At 58.8% G+C, this 21,616-nt stretch carries 17 protein-coding genes and 1 pseudogene; 10 read left to right on the top strand and 8 right to left on the bottom strand.

What is annotated here, in order from left to right:
- The first annotated feature begins 47 nt into the window (after positions 1–47).
- A complete protein-coding gene (guaA, locus tag JFT91_RS13205) occupies positions 48–1,625 on the top strand; it encodes a glutamine-hydrolyzing GMP synthase (RefSeq protein WP_201228385.1) in 1,578 nt (525 codons plus the stop codon).
- A 383-nt stretch (positions 1,626–2,008) separates the two neighbouring features.
- The gene (locus JFT91_RS13200) at positions 2,009–2,389 is read left to right on the top strand and encodes a hypothetical protein (RefSeq protein ID WP_242489272.1); all 381 of its coding nucleotides are present in this window, start codon (positions 2,009–2,011) and stop codon (positions 2,387–2,389) included.
- 119 nt (positions 2,390–2,508) lie between these two features.
- Here the strand turns inward: JFT91_RS13200 and JFT91_RS13195 are convergent, their stop codons facing one another.
- From JFT91_RS13195 to treR, 8 genes are all read right to left on the bottom strand, one after another.
- On the bottom strand, positions 2,509–4,581 hold the full coding sequence (locus JFT91_RS13195) for a TerD family protein (RefSeq protein ID WP_201232613.1): 2,073 nt from the start codon (positions 4,579–4,581) through the stop codon (positions 2,509–2,511).
- Positions 4,582–4,880: 299 nt separating this feature from the next.
- Positions 4,881–5,828, bottom strand: coding sequence for a membrane-targeted effector domain-containing toxin (locus JFT91_RS29625; protein ID WP_242489271.1), 948 nt, complete (start codon positions 5,826–5,828; stop codon positions 4,881–4,883).
- Positions 5,829–5,848: 20 nt separating this feature from the next.
- A complete protein-coding gene (locus JFT91_RS29620) occupies positions 5,849–6,556 on the bottom strand; it encodes a hypothetical protein (protein WP_242489270.1) in 708 nt (235 codons plus the stop codon).
- Entirely contained in the window at positions 6,553–7,980 is a 1,428-nt protein-coding gene (locus tag JFT91_RS29615) for a dermonecrotic toxin domain-containing protein (protein ID WP_242489269.1), read from the bottom strand. The genes JFT91_RS29620 and JFT91_RS29615 overlap by 4 nt, the downstream gene beginning before the upstream one ends.
- Positions 7,981–8,125: 145 nt before the next feature.
- Positions 8,126–9,400, bottom strand: a complete 1,275-nt coding sequence (locus JFT91_RS29610; RefSeq protein ID WP_242489268.1) for a membrane-targeted effector domain-containing toxin — start codon at positions 9,398–9,400, stop codon at positions 8,126–8,128.
- A gap of 23 nt (positions 9,401–9,423) precedes the next feature.
- Complete coding sequence (locus tag JFT91_RS29605) at positions 9,424–10,380, bottom strand: hypothetical protein (protein ID WP_242489267.1); 957 nt, start codon at positions 10,378–10,380, stop codon at positions 9,424–9,426.
- Positions 10,332–11,144: a dermonecrotic toxin domain-containing protein gene (locus JFT91_RS29600; protein ID WP_242489266.1), complete on the bottom strand. Its 813-nt coding sequence runs from the start codon at positions 11,142–11,144 to the stop codon at positions 10,332–10,334. The genes JFT91_RS29605 and JFT91_RS29600 overlap by 49 nt, the downstream gene beginning before the upstream one ends.
- A 100-nt stretch (positions 11,145–11,244) precedes the next feature.
- Positions 11,245–11,949: a trehalose operon repressor gene (treR, locus tag JFT91_RS13180; RefSeq protein WP_201232612.1), complete on the bottom strand. Its 705-nt coding sequence runs from the start codon at positions 11,947–11,949 to the stop codon at positions 11,245–11,247.
- A gap of 235 nt (positions 11,950–12,184) precedes the next feature.
- On the opposite strand from treR, the gene treP reads away from it, so the two are divergent.
- From treP to tadA, 8 genes and pseudogenes are all read left to right on the top strand, one after another.
- Entirely contained in the window at positions 12,185–13,627 is a 1,443-nt protein-coding gene (gene treP, locus JFT91_RS13175; RefSeq protein ID WP_201232611.1) for a PTS system trehalose-specific EIIBC component, read from the top strand.
- Positions 13,628–13,754: 127 nt separating this feature from the next.
- Positions 13,755–15,401, top strand: coding sequence for an alpha,alpha-phosphotrehalase (gene treC / locus JFT91_RS13170; protein ID WP_201232610.1), 1,647 nt, complete (start codon positions 13,755–13,757; stop codon positions 15,399–15,401).
- 106 nt (positions 15,402–15,507) lie between these two features.
- Positions 15,508–16,731 (top strand): maltoporin, encoded by a 1,224-nt coding sequence (locus JFT91_RS13165; RefSeq protein ID WP_201232609.1) that lies wholly within the window; start codon positions 15,508–15,510, stop codon positions 16,729–16,731.
- 62 nt (positions 16,732–16,793) lie between these two features.
- Positions 16,794–17,485, top strand: a pseudogene (locus JFT91_RS30215) (glucose PTS transporter subunit IIA); the annotation flags it as partial.
- Positions 17,480–19,330 (top strand): phosphoenolpyruvate--protein phosphotransferase, encoded by a 1,851-nt coding sequence (ptsP, locus tag JFT91_RS13160; RefSeq protein WP_518524869.1) that lies wholly within the window; start codon positions 17,480–17,482, stop codon positions 19,328–19,330. The pseudogene JFT91_RS30215 and the gene ptsP, both read left to right, overlap by 6 nt.
- 2 nt (positions 19,331–19,332) lie before the next feature.
- On the top strand, positions 19,333–19,623 hold the full coding sequence (locus tag JFT91_RS13155) for a PTS sugar transporter subunit IIB (protein ID WP_201232608.1): 291 nt from the start codon (positions 19,333–19,335) through the stop codon (positions 19,621–19,623).
- 115 nt (positions 19,624–19,738) lie between these two features.
- Positions 19,739–21,115: a multicopper oxidase family protein gene (locus JFT91_RS13150; protein ID WP_201228382.1), complete on the top strand. Its 1,377-nt coding sequence runs from the start codon at positions 19,739–19,741 to the stop codon at positions 21,113–21,115.
- The gene (tadA, locus tag JFT91_RS13145) at positions 21,115–21,612 is read left to right on the top strand and encodes a tRNA adenosine(34) deaminase TadA (protein ID WP_201232607.1); all 498 of its coding nucleotides are present in this window, start codon (positions 21,115–21,117) and stop codon (positions 21,610–21,612) included. Before JFT91_RS13150 ends, tadA begins: the two co-directional genes overlap by 1 nt.
- The last annotated feature ends 4 nt before the right edge of the window (positions 21,613–21,616 follow it).

Raw genomic sequence — 21,616 nt, 5'->3', positions numbered from 1 at the left:
GTTTCTGTATCACGACTGTTTCTGAATGACTTAGACGAGACTGAATCATGGCCCTCGATATTCACGCTCACCGCATCCTGATCCTCGACTTCGGTTCGCAATACACCCAACTGATTGCCCGCCGCGTGCGCGAAATCGGTGTGTACTGCGAACTGCATCCGTTCGACATGGACGAAGATGCGATCCGCGAATTCGCTCCCAAAGGCGTCATCCTCGCCGGTGGCCCCGAGTCCGTGCACGTCGCCGACAGCCCGCGCTGCCCACAGGCAGTGTTCGATCTGGGCGTACCGGTCTTCGGTATCTGCTACGGCATGCAGACCATGGCCGAGCAACTGGGCGGCAAGGTTGAAGGTTCCGAGCTGCGTGAGTTCGGTTACGCCCGCGTTGACGTGGTTGGCAAGAGCCGTCTGCTTGACGGTATCGAAGACCATATCGACGCCGATGGCCTGTTCGGCCTCGACGTGTGGATGAGCCACGGTGACAAGGTCACCAAGATGCCGGAAGACTTCCACATCCTCGCCAGCACCCCGAGCTGCCCGATCGCCGGCATGTTCAACGACGCCCGTGGCTACTACGGCGTGCAGTTCCACCCGGAAGTGACTCACACCAAGCAGGGCGGTCGCATCCTGTCGCGCTTCGTCCTCGACATCTGCGGCTGTGAAGCCCTGTGGACACCGTCGAAGATCGCTGAAGACGCCATCGCCAACATCCGCGCACAAGTCGGCACCGACAACGTGCTGCTGGGTCTGTCCGGCGGTGTTGACTCCTCGGTTGTGGCTGCGCTGCTGCACAAAGCCATTGGCGATCAACTGACTTGCGTCTTCGTCGACAACGGCCTGCTGCGTCTGCACGAAGGCGAGCAAGTGATGGCCATGTTCGCCGAGAACATGGGCGTCAAGGTGATCCGCGCCAACGCTGAAGAGCAGTTCCTGAACAACCTGGCCGGCGAAGCCGACCCAGAGAAGAAGCGCAAGATCATCGGTCGCACCTTCATCGACGTATTCGATGCCCAGTCGAACAAACTGGACAACATCAAGTACCTCGCTCAGGGCACCATCTACCCGGACGTGATCGAGTCGGCTGGCGCGAAAAGCGGCAAGGCTCACGTGATCAAGTCGCACCACAACGTGGGCGGCCTGCCGGAAGAGATGAACCTGAAACTGGTCGAGCCACTGCGCGAACTGTTCAAGGACGAAGTCCGCCGTCTGGGCCTGGAACTCGGCCTGCCGTACGACATGGTCTACCGTCACCCGTTCCCGGGCCCGGGCCTGGGCGTGCGCATCCTCGGTGAAGTGAAAAAGGAATACGCCGACCTGCTGCGTCGTGCCGACCACATCTTCATCGAAGAACTGCGCAAAGCCGACTGGTACCACAAAGTCAGCCAGGCTTTCGTAGTGTTCCAGCCAGTGAAATCGGTTGGCGTGGTAGGCGATGGCCGTCGTTACGCCTGGGTCGTTGCCCTGCGTGCCGTAGAAACCATCGACTTCATGACCGCACGTTGGGCTCACCTGCCTTACGAACTGCTGGAAACCGTCTCCGGCCGCATCATCAATGAAATCGAAGGCATTTCGCGCGTTACTTACGACGTGTCGAGCAAACCGCCTGCGACGATTGAGTGGGAATAATGTCACCGGCCTGAGGGCCGACTGATTGAAATAAAAAACCGCCTGGCGTTCGCGTCAGGCGGTTTTTTTAGTTCATCGTGTGCGATCGAGGTGGGTACTAGCACACCTGTACTATAGCTACGCGTATTTCATCGCCCTAAGCTACAGGCAACTTCTGTTGTGGGTTGGCCCCACTTTCTGGAAAACCAATAAGACATCTGCGCGCAGCCGAGTGCCGAGGCGTGGCGGATTCTTGTTCCTCAAATATAAAAACAGCTACAGAAAAAGCATACGGGTGAGTTATGTCTTTCATACATGGAAAGTTAGTTGGAGGTGCCATTGCGCTGTGTCTGGTGGCTGGAGTTTTGAGTGGTTGTGCCAACTCGAATGACATGATGGGTTCAATGAATCTCAATGGCGCAGGTGCGAAGAAGTACGACGAGTCTTATCTGAGGACCGCCATCGTTCGTGGCAAAACCACTAAAAACCAGATATCTCAGATGTTTGGCCCGCCGATGCAGGAACAGGCCGACTCGGACACCATGACTAACTGGACGTACGTGAAAAGCGAAGAAGGGCTGGAGAAGTACGTGAATCTTGCCCACCGATTCGTCTCGTCGGAAACCAGCGGTGCTATTGGCACAGCAACGTCACACGTGGCCAATGCGCAGGGCACCATGAATGAAGTGGCCAGCGTAACCACCGGCAAGACCACCGCCCAAGGGATCAGTTTGAGGATCTTTTTCGAGAACGATATCGTCCAGAATTATTCTGTTTCGCGTTGATTACAGCGCACGCTTCGCCAATGCCAGTCAGTTTTACTGACTGGCATTTTTGTTTTCGGGCGCAAAGCACCTTGGCAAGATTCGTTGCACTCAATTGATCGCGAAGATTGAAGTAGTTACTAAAGAAACTGTGATCGAATCACGTCCGTATCGAACGGTGTTATCCCTTGGTCAGGTTTAAATACCACCTGAGCCTGCTGCGGCGAAGTCACGCGTTCCCCTCGTGCTCGAACATGTAAATCGAACAGGGTTTCCAGATCCGGCCGTGGCGTATGCACCAATGCCCGCAGCATCAACGACACTCCGCTGAGGTTGTTCCCGACGTTGTTCCATCTGGGAGATGAAGTAAGCCCCAGATCGGCCCAGATCATGCGTCGTTCCTGCAGGTCCATCACGAATGGCAGACAGATCACAGTGTCGGACGCGATATCGATACGATCGAACACGGTTCGCGGCTCGTACACTTCACCCGAGGCTGTGTCAGTACGGGCCATCCAGCCAGCGAAGCATTCCGGGAGATCGCAGTACGGCTGCTCGGTGAATGAGTTGATGGACGTGACGACATAACGGATGCCCTGCTCGACAAGGACGTCGATGTCGAGATCGATGAACTCCGAAGCCCCTTCGGGCGCATCGACGATGTCGCCGCTGTGGTAACCGCCGTAGCCCTCCAGGTTGTAGTACGCGACCGTATCCTTGAACACGAAGTCGGTATCAAAAAATGCGGCGGACAGGTCGATGTCCGTGCGTTCATTGCCATTCTTCCACCACAGAAACAGGCGAATGAAGCGTGTGTCAGGCACAGGCAGCCGACTGCCCCGCACCAATGTACGTAGTGACTTCGATGAAGCGCGCTGCGCCAGCGGCACCTTGTACTCACGTAACGCTGGATCGATGAAACAGCGGCCTAATGGCGGCAGTGAGGCAAAGCGTTGTACGAGAGCGTTCTCGCAGATACGGGCAGCACGCGCCAACGTTTCAGGGGCGAGAGGTTCACGTCGATCCTTGATCGCATAGACTTTGGCGATTGAACCTTTTGGTGTGAACGCCCGCAGGGGCAGAGGGCGCGGTGCACGTAACTGGGCTAGCAACTGCAGCAAAACGGGCGAGGAAACCTGCGCCGCAACAGCCTCGAAGGCGTCGAGTACAGCGTCTGTTTCGGTCGCGCGGCGGAGGGTGACGTCTAACCGTCGTGCGAACTCACCGGGACGGCTTTGCAGTAGAAGCGTGAGGGCGGCAATATCACGATCGGCCAGTAATTTTTCGGCTCGTGAATTGAAGGTGGCGGGCGGTTCGTTACGACGCGCAGCAGTGATGGCGGCGAGCGCTCGTGGGTACTTATCGGCGTAGTCGCCCGGATGCAGTACTTCAGCCAGACGTTTCCAGCGCTCTGCATGACGCATCACGTCTTCCACAGCGTCGGGAATGTTATCGAGCAGGCGCAAAAACAGGCGGCGTATGGAGCGCTTCATCGCTTTGAAGCGTGTCGAAGCAGTCGCCAGGGACACGTCTCCTCCACTCAATGCGACCGCCAGTCGTAGCACGTCAGTTGCCGTTTCGACGTTTCGCTGCAGAAATGTGTCGACCCGAGAATCGCTGGCGACATGCAGGATCAACGCCCCGCCAACCTGTGCACGGTTCTCCCGGAACGGGATGGCCTCGGGCAGCAGACGGAACACATCGCTTTTGTACTCGCGGATAAACCAGACGACATCGGCTGTCTCCTCTTCGGAGAGCGAGGTGCGCGATGAAACCAGCGGCTCAAGCAGTGACTCGAACTCCGAGGTGCTTCCAGATTCAATCACCCAAGGTATGAAGTTGCCTTCAAGCAGGGGCGGTCGAGAATGTTCAGTCGGTGGTAAACGCCGAAGCGTGAGGTAGTGCATGACGGCGTTCAGGTACAGCTCCGCCTCTGAGGCCTGCAGAACTTGCTCTGGAAAGTCAGGATAAAACGGCCGGTGGTGCACATGCGCACCAGCCCGCCGCCGAAGCATTCTGATAATGTCGCGCAGCCAGTGCTTAAGTTCTGCGGGAGACAAGCAGCCAATTTGCTCAATAAGAGACTCTGACAGTACGCATCGGAACGCCGCGACTTCCCGGACAGCCGACGCGACCTGAGCGCGCGTGGCGCCGCCACTGCCCGTCGGAACGCGAACTTTGCTACGGCGACGCAGGAACAGCTCCTGATTCATCCTTGATTTTCTCCTTTGGTCGCCGTCATGGACGAGCACAGCATCGTGTCTACGGCAGATATAAAAACGCCTGCAAGAAGCAGGCGTAGTGTGGAGAGCGAAACCCCTAGGTCATAGGAGGTTTAGAAGGAAGGTGTTCCATAGCCACGGACGCATTCTACGTAAGATTTTCTCTGTTTGTCAGGTCGCTGCGTACTTCAACCGTAACAAGCTGCTTCGCCAGAAGAATGGGGGCTGATGAGCGACAAGTCGTTTATCCATTGTCCAAACCAGTGGCAGCGTTATAGGTCAAATGTGTTTTAGTCTGGCACGCGACTTTGCAGTGTCAGCCCAGTTTCTGTCAGTCGCCGGGACAGTGACTGGACATCGGCAAACGGGATGTCATTGATGCGGGGCCAGGAGGGAACATGGATGGCGATCCGGCCATCGCCGACGTCTTCAACAGGGGTACGGACAACAAGGCCTTGGCGGCTACGATGTACTAGCGCATAGCCGTCAGCCGATTTCTCGAACAGGTACATGCCACTGCGGTGCAGCAGGCGTTTCAGGCTGTCTTCCTCCCAAATCACCGGTGACGCTTCTATCTGCAGGCGCAGGTCTGCGTATAGCTCGTCGTAAGCCCCTGTCATCATCGCGCCGGCGTTGCTGGGGCCACGGAATACCTCCATTCCCGGATCGATACTGATCCCTGCCGGCTCGCCAGGATTGATCTCTTCAAGCCGTAACCCGATACCGCCCTTCAATTCACTGATTCCCGGCAGTCCCCGGAAGGTGTTGAGGTTCTGCGCAGCCGTCAGTGCGATCCATTTTCCGGGCCGGTTGAGGAGCTGGTCCTGCCACAGGATGATGTTGCTCAAGTGGGTGTGCATCCTCTGCTCTTCGAGCAGCGGATAGGGCGTTGTCATCTTGTAACTGGCGACACAATCGAGTCCCTGGACCCGAACATTATTGGCGCGAGCAACCTTGACCAGTTCCAGCGTATCGAACTGCCTGGCCGGGTCAGTGCCTAGACTGCTCAGGTATTCATTCAGTGGTGCGGACATCTCGCCCGTTGTGTAGTAGCTGTTCAGTTCGGTTTGTGCGAAATCGCCGAGTACACCGCGCAGGTAGAGAACTTTGGCGTGGCGCGCGATGGCGGGCATGTTGTCGATCATGAAGCGCATGCTGGTGATGCGATCCAGGGTTTCACCCACGACCAGACCCGGCGCGTTTGCATAGAGGCTATCCAGCAGTTCGCTCGTCTGCATCAACGGGGTGACTTCGGGTATCACCGGGCGGGGAGGTAAATTGGCCCAGGAGACATCTGAAAAAACACTCGGGCCTCCTGCCGGAGCAGCTTTCGTTTGTATGCCACAAGCGTCGTAAACGGGCTCTCGATATTCAGATGACCCGCTGGATGGGGAGCGATTTGATGCCGATTCTCAGGCAGATTCAATGCCCAACGCCTCAACACGGCTCTTTCCGCGAGAGGGATGTCGTAAGTTGTTTTCAATGGCCGCACCGCATGTGTGGTGACAGGGAGGGATTCGGCCGCCGGAGAGTTTTCGGGAGGTGAGGGTTCAGATGTCTCGGGTTCAACGACCGGGGCGCACTCCTTGCCAATACATTGGCCTCCCCCTCGCAGCCGCAGTGCTTGCATGCGTTCCCACTGTCCGGCGGCGTTGAGGCGTACGGGCAAGGAGTGGGCAAACTGATTGGGCCGCTCAGGGTCAACGATTGCCCAGTTGCCGCTGTCCGGCGTATCAGCGAAGTAGCGCACATAGTAAGCGTTGTCTTTAATCTGGATGGCGTAGGGCGGATCGCTCTTGAGTGTGTAGATGCTTTGGAATTTTCCTGATTCACGTTGCGCAACAAGGCCATCAAGAATCACGTTGCAACGATATTGGGCAGGAATCGCCGGAGGTCCGGGGCTTGCACTGACACTCTGCGCAGTGACTTCGACAGATGTCGGGGTAAGATCCGTCTCGTTGCTCATTTCTGGTTCAATCGCGGCCGGCACTGGTTCGGAGACTGCGGGCGCAAGATCGTCGTCCGGGGAAACTCGAGCAGACCGGCCATTTCTTCAGCTTCGGCAAATTCAACTTGTGGGCCGACTTCCAGCAGCGGGCCGGTTCCTTTCAGGAATGGCACGTTGAACAGCATTTCGATGCCGTTCAGCACGGCGCCTTTGACGCCGGCCTTGCGTTCGGCGGCTGTCCTGCCGTTGACGGCCTGATCGATATTGAGCCCCATGTTGACGATGCCGGCGCCGATGACCGGCAGCGCCAGCGGCCAGCCAACAGCCGCCATCGGACTGAATATCCGCAGTCCGGTACTCAAATAACCGTTCCACATTTTTTTGCGCAGATCAGCATTGGACGTCAGCGACAGGCTGGCTTCCTCGGACATCGAATGGCGGGCCGAAATGCGTAGCCAGGTGAACGCATCACGACCGATTTCAAGGTTGGTCTTGTTGATCAGATAATGATCGGAATGACCCCAGGTTCTCACCAGACGATTCATCAGGTCGGTGAAGTTCTCGTTGATGTCGTGACGGTCTGCGAAGGAGAAGTGGTTGAGAAAAACCTTGCAGCGCTTCTCGTCGTTCAATCGCTCTAGCACCCACCAGTGCAGGGCCGCCTCGTTCTCCATCACTTGAAAGGCTTGGGCCTCGCCCGGCAGATACAGCGTCTGCCGCCCGCTGTCTTCAACAAAGCGCAGGATATTGACGGCGATGTGGCCGTCGATATCCAGCGCGCGCACCTCACTGCCGGCAGGGTGATCCGACTGCAGCATTTGCAGGGTGACGGGCCAGGCGATGGTCCCCATCACTGAATTGACCACGCGCTGAAAATCAGTGCCGTTCAGGTGCCCCTTTTGCAGCGCATTCACTGCCAGACTGAGAAAGTTGCACTTGGCCAGTGTCCGGAAATTATCCGCCGAGGCCTGCCAGAAAGTGCTCAGTTGCCCGGTGTAACGTGTGCTGAAATCGACGTTCCAGAACGCTTTCAGAACTTCGCTGCCCAGCAGTTGCACTTCATTGCTCTGATTGAAGGATTCGGTCTGCGGCCCGTCCGTGTAAAAGCCGCCGTACAGGCCCAGCAGGTCTGCATTGTCTTGATCGGTGACACGAAAGCGATGGATCACCAATTGTGTGAGGGTCAACGATTCGTAAGGTTTTTCCAGTACGTGTTCCCAACCGGTAAACGTCAGCGCGCTGCTTTGCGCCGTCCTGAATCGGTGGAAATAGACACGGTCCGGATCGATACCGGAAAGTCCTTTGTCAGTCAGTAACTCACTGGCGACTTCGCGGGCCGTCTCCAGCAAGCTGGGACAAGTTTGTACGAGTGTTGCAGCGATTGCCTTGAGGCTGGCCTTGTCTGCTGCGTTCGGCAGCAGGTGGCGTTCGGGTGCGTTCATGCAGTTCTTCATCCATGAGGAAACGAAGATCGAGCATGACCCATCGGCTCACGGGCCATGCACTATCCCTGTATTTTTCGTTGTGGATTCAGTCCGGGAGCCGGCTCTGCAAGGTCAAACCCATCTCGCTCAGGCGTTGGGACATTTACTCGATATTGGCAAACCGGACATCGTTCACCAGCGGCCATGCCGGACGATGCAGGGCAACGCCTCCGTCGGCCAGACTCGCCACAGGCGTGTACGCGAGCATTCCTGACTTGCTGCGGTGCAGCACGGTGTAGCTGTCTCCGACTTTTCTGAACAGGTACATGCCACGTCGATGCAGCAGGTTTTCCAGCGTCGTCTCATTCCAGCTCACCGGTTCGGCCGGCATGCGCAGGCGTAAATCGGCGCGAAGAACATCGTCATTGCTCCTTGCAGCAGCCCCATTGGCAAACGGTCCCCGGTTCACGTCGATACCCGGATCGACATCAATTTCCATGGCGTCTGCCGCGCCGACTTCCTCGATCCGCAAACCAATGCCACCCTTGATTTCACTGAGGCCGGTAAGCCCTCTGAAGGTGTTGGTGTTCTGCGCGCCGGTCAGCACGATCCATTTTTTCGGGCTATTGAGGTAGACATCGCCGGTCATGATGTCGCTCGCCAGATAGGTGCCGATCATTTGCTCGTCAAAGGGCGACAGCGGGGATTTCATCTTGAAGCTCGCAGCACAGTCGATACCCTGGACCCGAACGCCGTTTTCCCTGGCCACTTTGACCAGTTCCAGTGCATTGAATCGTCCCGCCGGATCGGTACCCAGGCTGGTCAGATAGGTTTGCAGATCTGCCGACAGGGTACCGGTGGTGAAATAGCGGTTCAGTTCCACCTGCGCGAAATCACTGAGGATGCCGCGCATGTAGAGGGTGGTTGCGTGCCGAGCCAGTGCCGGCATGTTTTCTATCAGGAAGCGCATGCTGGTAATGCGATCGAGGGATTCTCCTATGACCAGCCCGACCGCTGATTCAAAGAGGCGATCGATAAACTCGGAAAGGCTTATCTGCGCATTGATCGCTGGGATTGGCGCGCGAAAAGGAGGAGTGATCCATGGCAGTGAACTGAAAAACTTCTTCGCGGCGGCTTGCAACGAAACGCGTTTATCGACCGCATACAGCTCAAAAGGGTCAGCCATACCGAAGGCACCGTCGGCTTCCGGCACCAGTTGAGCGTGGGTTTCGTTCAGGTTCAGTGCCCAGCCTCTGATCGAACGGCGTACCGTCGGCTCGATGTCGAAGGCGGACGTCACAATGCGCACCGGACGTGATACCAGGCCGGGTAGTTCGATCTCCGGTTGCAACGCCGCCGCCGGGGAGCCGAGCGCAAGGTCGGGCGCGCACGGTTTGCCCGCGCATTGGCCGCCGCCCCGCAAGCGCAGGGCTTGCATTCGTTCCCACTGTCCCTCGGCGTTCAGGCGGACGGGCAATGAATGGACAAACTGATTGGGCCGGTCCGGATCAACGATGGCCCAATAGCCACCCTCATCGGTGTCACCGAAATAGCGCACGTAGTACGGGTTGTCATCCAGATGGATGGCGTAGGGCGGGTCGCTATCCAGACGAAAGACCCCTGAAACTGCCCGGGCTCGCGTTGCACATCGAGCCCGTCGAGCAGCTCGTTGCACAGGTATTTGTCAGGAATGGGCGGTGGTGCAGCACTCTCGGTCGGCGGCAGCCAAGAGGTTTCCAAAGGCGCAATCACGTCGGGCTCGACCGCAATCTCGCTTTCCTGCTGCTCGACGAGTGGATCCGGTACCTCCACTGCTGCAGCCGGCTCGTTCAGCTCGGCCATTTCCGCGGCCTCCACTGCGTCCACCTCGACACCCACCTCCAGCATCGGGCCGGTGCCTTTGAGAAATGGAAGGTTGAACAGCGCATCAATGCCGCTCAACACGGCACCCAGCACGCCTGCCTTGCGTTCGCTGGAGGTTTTGCCGTTGACCGCCTGATCGATGTTCAGCCCCATGCTGGCGATGCTGGCGCCAATCACCGGCAATGCGACCGGCCACCCGACGGCGGCCATCGGGCCAAATACCTTGAGGCCAGCGCTCAAGTAACCGATCCACAGCTTTTCGCGCAGATCGCCATTGGACGTCAGCGTCAGGCTGGCTTCGGCAAACATGGCATTGCGAGTCGAATCGCGTAGCCAACTGAAGGCATCGCCACTGATCACGGCGTTGGTTTTATTGATCAGATGATGGTCGGAGTGTCCCCATGTACTGACCAACCGGTTCATCAAATCGGTGATGTTTGTCGTCATCTGCTGGCGGTCGGCGAGTGCAAAGTGACTGAGGAAGGACTGGCGCGTGGGCTCCAGGTTCATCTGCTCAAGCACCCACCCGTGCATGTCCGCCGGGGTTTGCTGCACGACGAACGCCAGCGCCTCCCCGGCAGATAGACGACCTGCCGGCCATTGCTACTGACGATTCGCAGCAGGTTGGTCGCCACATGTCCGTCGATATCGAAAGCGCTCACGCCACTGTCAGTCGTGTGGGTCGATTGCAGCGTGGTCAGCGTTACCGGCCAGGTGACCGGCCCGATGACGGCGCCGACGATCCACTGGAAATCCGTGTCGCTCAGTTGCTCGAGTTCGAGCGCCTGCACGGCACGGCTGAGGAAGTTGCACTTGGCCAATGTACGGAAATCATCGGCGTGTGCGTTCCAGAACGTGGTCAGTGTGTCGTTGTAGCGCGAGCTGAAATCGATGTCCCAGAAGGCTTTGAGCACTTCGTTGCCGTGCAGGCAAACTTCATTGTTGTGGTCGAAATCTTCGGTCTCTGGTCCGTCCGTGTAGAACCCCGCGTAAAGATCCAGCAGATCGGCGTTGTCGACGTCGGTGGCGCGAAAACGATGAATCACCAATTGCGTGAGGGTCATCGATTCGTAGGGTTTTTCGCGGATATGTTCCCAGCCGGTAAACGACTGGCTACTGCTCTGGGCCGCTTTGAAACGATGGAAATAGACCCGGTCCGGATCGATGTCTGTCAGGCCTTTGAGCTCAAGCAGCTCGCGGGCCACTTGATGGGCTGCGTCGTGCAGGCTGGGGCAGGTTTGCACGACAGTCGCGGCGATGAGCTTGAGGGCAGCTTTGTCCGCTGCGTTGGGCAGAGGACGTGATTCGGGGGCGTTCATGCTTTCTCCATCCTTGAGAAACGAAGGCCGAGCATGGCTGATTCGCCCCGGGGAGTGCACTACATGGATACCGCACGCCGACATGCGAAACGTGTCGGGGTCAGCGTCGGGCTACGTCGGAGAAGTAGAACTTGTCCAGGGTATGGCGCGATTCGGTGTACTCGAATTGTCGGCCGTCCTGCAGGAACGTCTGGTTGCTGACCACGATCACATGGCTCTGCCCGTCGAGGTCCAGGTGCTGCAGATCATCCTTGCTGCGCGGCACGGCTTCGATTGTGCGTTGGGCGTAGGCGATCTGTAGCTGCAGATTCTGTTCGATGTAGGCGTAGATCGATTGTTCGGCGATATCGCGAGACAGGTCGGGGATCACCTCGGCGACGAAGTGGTTGATGTCGAGAATCACCCGTTTGCCGTCGATTCGCCGCACGCGTTTGACGCGGGTGATCAGGCTGCCGGGTTCGGCATTGATGTGTTCGAGCAAGGCGCCTTCGAGCGGTATCTGGGTCAGCTCGACGACTTCGGTGCTGACGTCATTGCCCAGACGTGGATAGGTTTCCTGAAAGCTGACGATGCCGCCAAGCTGGAATTCGATCGGGTTGGTCGACAGAACGAACGTGCCCTTGCCATGAATCTTTTGCGCAAAACCACGCTCCTGAAGTAGCTCGATCGCCTTGCGCACGGTGCCCCGGCTGGCCTGATAGCTGTCCATCAGCTCTGTTTCGGACGGCAGTCGCGCGCCGCGTTCGAGGCGTTCAGTGGTGATGCTGGCCAGCAGATCGCTATAGATCTGGTTGTATTTGCTCATGGGTAGGCTCTGTGCCGGCTGTGCTCAAAGCTTCGAACCTTAAGGGCAGGGTAGGGCTTTGTCCATGTGGGGAATGGAAATTGCCTTAGGGCGGGGTAGGAAGATTCGCCCACGGTCTGGCGGCAACAGGCAAAAACAAACTCGTACAGACGAGTTATTGCATTAACTCGTCTGTACGAGTATTTTTCGCTTCGACGTGCTGCCTATAACAACAACCCACAGTGGAAGAACAAGCATGAGCCATGACTATCCGAAGATCGCCAGCGAGCTGCTGCAAAGCCTTGGCGGTAGTGAGAACCTCGAACAGGCTGCACATTGCGTCACGCGCTTGCGTCTGGCCCTGAAGAATCCCGGCCTGGTCGACAGCGCCACGCTCAACCAGATCGACCTGGTCAAAGGCTCGTTTTTCACTGGCGGTCTGTATCAGGTGGTGATCGGTCCTGGCGAGGTGGAAAAGGTCTACGCCGAGCTGCGTCGGCAGACCGGTCTCGCGGCGTCGACCATCGCCGACGTCAAACAGAAAAGTGCCGAAAAGATCAACGCCATGCAGCGTCTGGTGCGGGTGTTTTCCGATGTGTTCATGCCCATCCTGCCGGCACTGATCATTGCCGGCCTGCTGATGGGCATCAACAATCTGCTTGGTGCCAAGGGCATGTTCATCGAGGGCCAGACCCTGCTGGACGCCTACCCGAAACTCGACGGGCTCTGGAGCCTGATCAATCTGATGGCCAACACCTCCTTTGTGTTTCTGCCGGCACTGGTGGGCTGGTCGGCGGCCAAGCGTTTTGGCGGCAGCGAAATCCTCGGCATCGTGCTCGGCCTGATGCTGGTTCACCCGGATCTGCTCAACGCCTGGAACTACGGCAAGGCCGTGGCCGGGCTGGACGGGCAACAAATGCCGTACTTCGACATCCTTGGTCTGTTTCAGGTGGAGAAAGTCGGTTATCAGGGGCAGATCCTGCCGATATTGCTGGCCGCGTACGTGATGAGCGTCATCGAGAAATGGCTGCGGGCGCGAGTGCCCAATGCGGTGCAATTGCTGGTGGTGCCGATCACCACCATCGTTGTCACAGGTGTGCTGGCGCTGGCGGTGATCGGCCCGGTGACCCGTCATCTCGGCATCCTGATCACCGAAGGCGTGGTCATGCTGTTTGATCTGGCGCCGATGGTCGGCGGGGCGATTTTCGGACTGCTCTATGCACCGTTGGTGATCACCGGCATGCACCACATGTTCCTGGCGGTCGATCTGCAGTTGATCTCGACCCAGGGCGGCACATTTATCTGGCCGATGATCGTCATGTCCAACCTCGCCCAGGGCAGTGCAGCGCTGGCAGTGTTCTACATGACGCGCAATGCGCGGGACAAAAGCATGGCTTCAACCTCGGCGATTTCCGCGTATTTCGGCATCACCGAACCGGCCATGTTCGGGGTCAACCTGCGCTACAAGTTTCCGTTCTACGCGGCGCTGACCGGCTCGGCGCTGGGCTGCATCTTCCTGTCGCTGAACAAGATCCAGGCCTCGGCGATTGGCGTCGGTGGTTTACCCGGTTTCATCTCGATCATTCCGCAGTTCATTCCGATGTTTGTGATCGGGATGCTGATTGCCATGGTTGTGCCGTTTGTTCTGACCTGTGCGCTGAGCATGAAGATTGTCCGTCCCGGCTACCGGGTGGCCTGATGCCAACCCCTGTAGGAGCTGTCGCAGACTGCGATCTTTTGACTTTGGCTTTTTAAAAAAAACATCAAAAGATCGCAGCCTGCGGCAGCTCCTACAGAGGTCAACATATTCAAGAGGGAGATGTGCCATGCAAGACTGGCAGCGTTCGGTGATCTACCAGATCTACCCGAAGAGTTTTCACAGCCATGCCGGCAACCCCACCGGTGATCTGCTCGGGGTCGTGGCCAAGCTCGATTACCTGCAATGGCTGGGTGTCGATTGCCTGTGGATCACGCCGTTCCTGCGTTCACCGCAACGTGACAACGGCTACGACATCAGCGATTACTACGCGATCGACCCGAGTTACGGCAGCATGGCCGACTGCGAACTGCTGATCGCCGAAGCCGGCAAGCGCGGGATCAAGCTGATGCTCGACATCGTGGTCAACCACACCTCGATCGAACACGTCTGGTTCCAGCAGGCGCGCAGCAGTCTCGACAATCCGTATCGCGACTTTTATATCTGGCGTGATCAGCCGAACAACTGGGAATCCAAGTTCGGTGGCTCGGCCTGGGAGTACGAAGCTCAGACCGGGCAGTATTTCCTGCACCTGTTCGACCACACCCAGGCCGATCTGAATTGGGACAACCCCAAGGTGCGCGCCGAAGTGTTCAAAATGATGCGCTTCTGGCGCGACAAGGGCGTGGGTGGTTTCCGTCTCGATGTGATCAATCTGATCTCCAAGCCTGCGGACTTTCCCGAGGACAACAGCGACGGTCGTCGTTTTTACACCGATGGCCCGAACGTCCATGAGTATTTGCAGCAGATGCATCGCGAAGTCTTCGAGGGGCACGACCTGATCAACGTTGGCGAGATGTCATCCACCAGCCTCGAGCACTGCATTCGCTACTCGAATCCGCAATCGCAAGAGCTGTCGATGACTTTCAATTTTCATCACCTGAAAGTCGATTATCCGAACCTGCAGAAATGGGTTCGCGCCGATTTCGATTTCCTGCGACTCAAGCGGATTCTCTCCGACTGGCAGACCGGCATGCAGGCCGGTGGCGGCTGGAATGCGCTGTTCTGGTGTAACCACGATCAGCCACGGGTGGTCTCGCGTTTTGGCCATGATGGCGAGTACCGGGAGCTCTCGGCGAAGATGCTCGGCACCGCACTGCACTTTTTACAGGGCACGCCGTTCGTGTATCAGGGTGAAGAGTTGGGGATGACCAACCCTGGGTTCGAACACATCGATCAGTACCGCGATGTCGAAACCTTGAACATCTTCCGTCTCAAGCGCGAAGGGGGCACCAGCGACGCCGACAACATGGCCGCGATCATGCAGAAGTCCCGCGACAACGGACGTACGCCGATGCACTGGAACGCTGAAGCGAATGCCGGTTTCAGCAGCGTTGAACCTTGGATCGGGGTGCCGGCGAATGCCGCGCAGATCAACGTCGCCCAGCAGCTCGACGACCCGCAATCGGTGCTGCATCACTACCGCCACCTGATCACGTTGCGGCGCACTGAGGCGTTGATGTCCGACGGTGTCTACCGGCAGTTGTTGCCGGAGCACAAGCAAGTCTGGGTTTACCTGCGCGAGGGGATGGGGGAGCGCCTGCTGGTGGTGAACAACTTCTACGGCACACCGTGCGAAGTCGAACTGCCCATGCAGATCGACGACACGCTGAGCCAGCGCTTGCTGATCAGCAATTACCCGGACTGCCCGCAGCGTAATCGACAGGTGATTTTGCGACCTTACGAATCGTTCGTTCTGCACCTGATCGACCCTTGATCATTCACTGAAAAACACCGTTTGAAATAAACACGCAGAGCCCTGCGCGGGGGAGTTTTGCGCGCCGAATTCATGCAAACACACAATAAAAATAATGGGGTGGCTTATGAAAACAACAATAAATCGCAGCCTTGCAGTGGCAGGGATATGCCTCGCGTTTCCACAGTCGTCGCATGCGTTGGAGTTCGGTGGTTACTTGCGCAGTGGCATTGGCAATTCGCTCAAGGGCGGTGGCCAGTCATGTTTTCAGTTACCGGGAGCACAAACCAAATACCGCTTGGGCAACGAATGCGAACAGTACGGTGAGCTCGAGCTGCGTCAGGACCTGTACACCCTCGACGACGGCTCGGTGCTCAGCGTCGACGGCATGGCCTCGCTGTACAACCGCTATAACCGCAGCCCGACGTTCAACGAAGACAACGGTTCGATTCGCCTGCCGCAGGCCTACGCCCAGTGGTCGGCGATGCCCGCGCTCAACGGCGGCTCACTCTGGGCCGGCCGCCGTTACTACAAACGTAACGACATCCATATTTCCGATTTTTACTACTGGAACCAAAGCGCCACCGGTGGCGGGGTCGAGGACGTGCTGATCGGCGATCTGAAATACAGCTACGCGTTCTCGCGCAAGGACAATCTTTACCAGAAGGACTACATCAACCGGCATGATTTCAACGTGGCCGGTTTCAACACCAATCCCGGCGGTGAACTTGAGTTCGGCCTGAGCTACATCGACAAGCCTGACAGCCGCGATGCCCACCGTGGCTGGGCGATCACCACGCAACATGTGCAGAAGGATCTTCTCGGCGGCAAGAACAAACTGGCACTGCAATACGGCGAGGGGCCGGGCACCGGACTGGGCTACACCGGTAACGTCAAACTCGACGACAGCAACAAGAGCTATCGGATTGTGGAGTTTTTCGACTGGCAGGTGACGCCGCGTTTTGGTGGGCAAGTCGAGGCGGTTTATCAGAAGGACATACGCCCGGACGGTGCTGACCAGAACTGGATTTCCCTGGGCGTGCGTCCGACCTATGCGCTGACCGAGCAGTTCAAACTGGTCACCGAAATGGGTCACGATCAAGTCGAAGCCCCGGGCGGGACACGCAAGCTGAGCAAGTTCACCTTCGCTCCGACCTGGTCACCCAAGGGCCCGGAATTCTGGGCACGCCCCGAGGTGCGGCTGTATTACACCTATGCCACCTGGAACGAGGCGGCGAAACGTGCGGCCAACGAACTGGCCAAAGGCTCGGCCCTGTCTGATACCGGCGCCTTCGGCACTGCGCGCCACGGTGCGAACGTCGGATTGCAGGTCGAGTACTGGTGGAAATAAGCGATGCTGGTGGGGCGTCGCGCTCCACGGGCACTTCAGAGAACAAAACCGCAGGTGACGTCATGGCCACATCCCAACAATTGCTACTGCTGGCACCTTTGTCCGGCGTGCTGATACCGCTGGAACAAGTGCCGGACCCGGTGTTTTCCAGTCGCGTGATCGGCGACGGTCTGTGCATCGATCCGACTTCGTCAACGTTGTGCGCGCCCCTCGCGGGAGTCGTCAGCAACGTGCAGGCCAGTGGGCATGCGATCAGCATCACCGGCGACACTGGCGTTCAGGTATTGATGCACATCGGTCTTGATACGGTGAACCTGGCGGGGCAGGGGTTCACCCGGCAGGTCGAAGAGGGGCAGCGAGTTGAAGTCGGGCAGACACTGATCGAGTTCGATGCCGATTACCTTGCGCTGAATGCCCGCAGTCTGATGACCCTGATGCTGGTGGTCAGCGGTGAGCCATTCACCTGGCAAGTCGCGCCAAGCGGTCTGGTCGAAACCGGCCAGGCACTGCTGAGCCTCGCCAGTGCCGCGGCGAGCGGCGACGAACCTGTGGTTGCAGAGGGCGAAAGGCTGTTCTCGCAATCGCTGAAACTGCCCAATCCGAATGGCCTGCATGCGCGTCCGGCGGCGGTGTTCGCGCAAGCGGCAAAGGGCTTTGCGCGCAGATTTACCTGCATAAACAGCAGGCCGAAGCCAATGCCAAGTCATTGGTGGCGATCATGGCGTTGCAGACCGCTTGGGGGGACAGCGTGCAGGTCAGCGCGCTGGGCGACGATGCTGAAGACGCGATCAATACGCTTACCCGGTTACTGGCCGAGGGCTGCGGCGAAGCGGTGACGGCAGTGGTTGCTGCGGCGCCCGTCGAGAGTGTCGAGCCAGAAGTCCTGACGGTTTTGCGTGGCGTCTGTGCATCTCCCGGTTCGGCATTGGGGACGGTGATAACGATTACCGAACCGACGCTCGACGTGAAGGAGTTTGGCGCCGGTTCGCACATCGAACGCGAAACCCTGGCGAACGCGCTGATCGAGGCCGACATGGCCTTGCAGCATCTGCGCGACATCGCCAGCAGTGAAACTCAGGCAGAAATTTTCAAGGCGCATCAGGAACTGCTCGAAGATCCGAGTCTGCTTGATCAGGCTCAGGCGTTGATCGCTGAGGGCAAAAGTGCAGCGTTTGCCTGGCGCGCGGCCACTGCGGCGACGGCGACACTTTTCCAGCAACTCGGCAGCCCGTTGCTGGCTGAAAGGGCGGCGGATCTGGCTGACGTCGGCCAGCGCGTGCTCAAACGGATCCTCGGGGTCAGCGAACATGCGCTGGAACTGCCGGCCGGCAGCATTCTGATCGCCGAGCAACTGACGCCATCGCAGACTGCCGGCCTCGACACCGGCAAAGTGCTGGGATTCGCCACCGTCGGTGGCGGGGCGACCAGTCATGTCGCGATTCTGGCCCGAGCCTGTGGTTTGCCGGCGATCTGCGGGATGCCTGCGCAAATGTTGACGCTGGCCAATGGCGCCCAGGTATTGCTCGACGCCGACCGGGGCGAGCTGCATGTGCATCCGGAGCCTGAGGCGATCAACCAGTGGCACGCCAGGCACGAACAACAACGTCAGCGTCATCAACACGAGCAGGCGCAGGCGACGCAAGCTGCCTGCACCCGCGACGGGCATCACATCGAGGTCACAGCCAACGTTGCCTCGCTCAGCGAAACCGAACGGGCGATGGCCGTGGGCAGCGCAGGCGTGGGGCTTTTACGTTCGGAGTTTCTTTATCTGGATCGCAATCATGCGCCCACGCGTGACGAGCAGGTCTCGACCTACAGCGCCATCGCCCGGGCGGTCGGGCCGTCGCACAACCTGGTGGTGCGCACGCTGGATGTCGGCGGCGACAAACCGCTGGCCTACGTGCCGATGGACAGGGAAAGCAACCCGTTCCTCGGGTTGCGCGGGATTCGCCTGTGTCTGGAGCGCCCGGACCTGTTGCGCGAGCAGTTCCGCGCCATCCTCGGCAGTGTCGGCCTGACGCGCCTGCACATCATGTTGCCGATGGTGACTCAGCTATCGGAACTGCGTCTGGCGCGGCAGATGCTGGAGGAGGAAGCGCTGGCGCTGAATCTGGATCAACTGCCAAAACTGGGGATCATGATTGAAGTGCCGGCAGCGGCTTTGATGGCCGACGTGTTTGCGCCGCACGTGGACTTCTTCTCGATCGGCACCAACGATCTGACCCAATACACCCTGGCCATGGATCGCGATCATCCGCGTCTGGCCAGTCAGGCTGACAGCTTCCATCCTTCGGTACTGCGGCTGATTGCGCTGACCGTGAACGCCGCACACGCCCACGGCAAATGGGTTGGGGTGTGTGGGGCGATGGCCTCCGAGCGTCTGGCGGTGCCGCTGTTGCTGGGGCTGGGGGTAGATGAGCTGTCAGTGAGTGTGCCGCAGATTCCGGCGATCAAAGCGGCGGTACGCGAGGTGAATCTGCTCGACTGCAAGGCCATTGCCGAGCAGGTGCAAGGGCTGGAGAGCGCTGAAGAAGTACGCGAGGCGCTGCGCCTGTTTCACCAAGCGACAGTCGAAACTTTACCGGCTCTGGAGAACTGAACATGTTCGATAAATTGCAGCAGGCATTCTGGAAAGCCCTGACCCCGGATCTGGTGGTGGATACGCCGCCGGTGCAGGCTGAGCCAGCCGACGGATTGAGTGCCGAGATCGTCGTGGCGCTGGGCGGTGTGGATAACCTCAAATCGCAGCAACCGGTTGCGTTGACCCGCGTACGCGTGGCGTTGGGCGATGTGTCGCTGATGGATCGCCAGGCGCTGAGCAAGGCCGGTGTCGCGGGTGTCATGCCCCTGGAGGGCGGCGTGGTGCACTTGATCACCGGCCTGCGAACCTGAGCGCGGAGGGCATGTGCGGCCTCAGGTCGCCCTTACCGTTTCTCAACCGCAGGTGTATCGTATTCGCCTTTTGCGGGCCAAGCGCCCGCCGCTGATACGTGAGGTAGTTGAGTTCATGTCCTTTACCCGTCGCCAAATCCTCGGTGGCCTGGCCGGTCTTGTTGTCGTTGGCGTGGGAGCGGGGGGCGCGTCGCGTTATTGGCTGGGCAAGATGGCCGATGCTGAAGCCGGTCACGACTACGAACTGATCGCCGCGCCACTGGACGTTGAGCTGGTGCCGGGGCACAAGACCGAAGCCTGGGCGTTTGGCCCATCGGCGCCGGGTACCGAATTGCGCGTGCGTCAGGGTGAATGGCTGCGGGTGCGGTTCATCAACCATCTGCCGGTGGCGACTACGATTCACTGGCACGGCATTCGTCTGCCGCTGGAAATGGATGGCGTGCCGTACGTTTCGCAACTGCCGGTGTTGCCGGGTGAATACTTTGATTACAAGTTCCGCGTGCCGGATGCCGGCAGCTATTGGTATCACCCACACGTCAGCAGCAGCGAAGAACTGGGTCGCGGGCTGGTCGGGCCGTTGATTGTCGAAGAGCGCGAGCCTACCGGTTTCGTGTACGAAAAGACGTTGAGCCTGAAGAACTGGCACATCGATGATGAAGGCAATTTCGTCGAGTTCAGCATTCCGCGTGAAGCGGCGCGTGGCGGCACGGCCGGGCGGCTGTCGACCATCAATGGTGTACCAACGCCGGTCATCGAGTTGCCGGCAGGGCAGATCACTCGGGTGCGGTTGCTCAACCTCGATAACACCCTGACCTATCGCATCAATATTCCGGGCGTCGAAGCGAAAATTTATGCGCTGGACGGCAATCCGGTCGAGCCGCGCCCGTTGGGCAAGGAATACTGGCTGGGCCCGGGCATGCGTATCTGTCTGGCGATCAAGGCTCCGGCCGCCGGTGAGGAACTGTCGCTGCGCAATGGCCCGGTGCGTCTGGGCACTCTGCGTTCGGTAGCCAATGCCGATGCGCCGACTGACTGGCCGAAAACTCTGCCCGCCAACCCGGTGGCCGAGCCTGATCTGGCGAACGCCGAGAAACTCAACTTCAATTTCGAATGGGTCGGTTCGGTGTCGGTCGATGTCGACAACGGGCGCCCGCCGAGCCTGTGGCAGATCAACGGCAAGGCCTGGGACATCACCGACAAGACGTGCGCTGATCGGCCGATCGCCAGCCTGAAACTGGGTCAGAGCTATATTTTCGAGTTGAAAAACATGACCCAGTATCAGCACCCGATTCACCTGCACGGCATGAGTTTCAAGGTGCTGTCGTCGAACCGGCACAAGATCATCCCGTATTTCACTGACACGTATCTGCTGGGCAAGAACGAGCGCGCGCAAGTGGCGCTGGTGGCGGATAACCCCGGTGTGTGGATGTTTCACTGCCACGTGATCGACCATATGGAAACCGGCCTGATGGCCGCCATCGAGGTGAAGTGATGCGCCAGATTCGCCCTGCAGCGATCATCGACCGCAGCCGTGACCGCGATTTCATGCGCGAAGCCCTGACCCTCGCAGCGCAAGGCGCGGCGTTGGGCGAAGTGCCGGTGGGCGCGGTGCTGGTGCAGAACGGTGAGATTATCGGTCGCGGCTTCAATTGCCCGATCAGTGCCAGCGACCCGAGTGCTCATGCCGAAATGGTCGCGATCCGTGCGGCGGCGCAGGCGGTGGATAACTATCGTCTGCCGGGCAGCACGCTGTACGTGACGCTGGAGCCGTGCAGCATGTGCGCCGGGCTGATCGTGCATTCACGGGTGGCGCGCGTGGTGTATGGGGCGCTGGAGCCGAAGGCGGGGATTGTGCAGAGCCAGGGGCAGTTTTTTACCCAGGGCTTTTTGAATCACCGGGTGTTGTATGAAGGCGGGGTGTTGGCCGAAGAGTGTGGCGCAGTGCTAACCGAATTCTTCCGCGCCCGCCGCGCCAAACCCACTGAATAAACAC

The sequence above is a fragment of the Pseudomonas sp. TH08 genome (assembly GCF_016651275.1).
Classification (GTDB): Bacteria; Pseudomonadota; Gammaproteobacteria; order Pseudomonadales; family Pseudomonadaceae; genus Aquipseudomonas.
Note: the sequence above shows the minus strand (reverse complement) of the source record. Positions and strands in the feature narration are given on the sequence as shown.

Coding starts and splice junctions, on each gene's coding strand:
- JFT91_RS29610 (WP_242489268.1), bottom strand. CDS start 9,400: ATGCAAGCCCTGCGCTTGCGGGGCGGCGGCCAATGCGCGGGCAAACCG.
- treP (WP_201232611.1), top strand. CDS start 12,185: ATGAGCCATGACTATCCGAAGATCGCCAGCGAGCTGCTGCAAAGCCTT.
- JFT91_RS13165 (WP_201232609.1), top strand. CDS start 15,508: ATGAAAACAACAATAAATCGCAGCCTTGCAGTGGCAGGGATATGCCTC.
- JFT91_RS29620 (WP_242489270.1), bottom strand. CDS start 6,556: ATGAGCAACGAGACGGATCTTACCCCGACATCTGTCGAAGTCACTGCG.
- treC (WP_201232610.1), top strand. CDS start 13,755: ATGCAAGACTGGCAGCGTTCGGTGATCTACCAGATCTACCCGAAGAGT.
- treR (WP_201232612.1), bottom strand. CDS start 11,949: ATGAGCAAATACAACCAGATCTATAGCGATCTGCTGGCCAGCATCACC.
- JFT91_RS13155 (WP_201232608.1), top strand. CDS start 19,333: ATGTTCGATAAATTGCAGCAGGCATTCTGGAAAGCCCTGACCCCGGAT.
- JFT91_RS29625 (WP_242489271.1), bottom strand. CDS start 5,828: ATGCAGACGAGCGAACTGCTGGATAGCCTCTATGCAAACGCGCCGGGT.
- tadA (WP_201232607.1), top strand. CDS start 21,115: ATGCGCCAGATTCGCCCTGCAGCGATCATCGACCGCAGCCGTGACCGC.
- JFT91_RS13200 (WP_242489272.1), top strand. CDS start 2,009: ATGAATCTCAATGGCGCAGGTGCGAAGAAGTACGACGAGTCTTATCTG.
- JFT91_RS29615 (WP_242489269.1), bottom strand. CDS start 7,980: ATGAACGCACCCGAACGCCACCTGCTGCCGAACGCAGCAGACAAGGCC.
- guaA (WP_201228385.1), top strand. CDS start 48: ATGGCCCTCGATATTCACGCTCACCGCATCCTGATCCTCGACTTCGGT.
- JFT91_RS13150 (WP_201228382.1), top strand. CDS start 19,739: ATGTCCTTTACCCGTCGCCAAATCCTCGGTGGCCTGGCCGGTCTTGTT.
- JFT91_RS29600 (WP_242489266.1), bottom strand. CDS start 11,144: ATGAACGCCCCCGAATCACGTCCTCTGCCCAACGCAGCGGACAAAGCT.
- JFT91_RS13195 (WP_201232613.1), bottom strand. CDS start 4,581: ATGAATCAGGAGCTGTTCCTGCGTCGCCGTAGCAAAGTTCGCGTTCCG.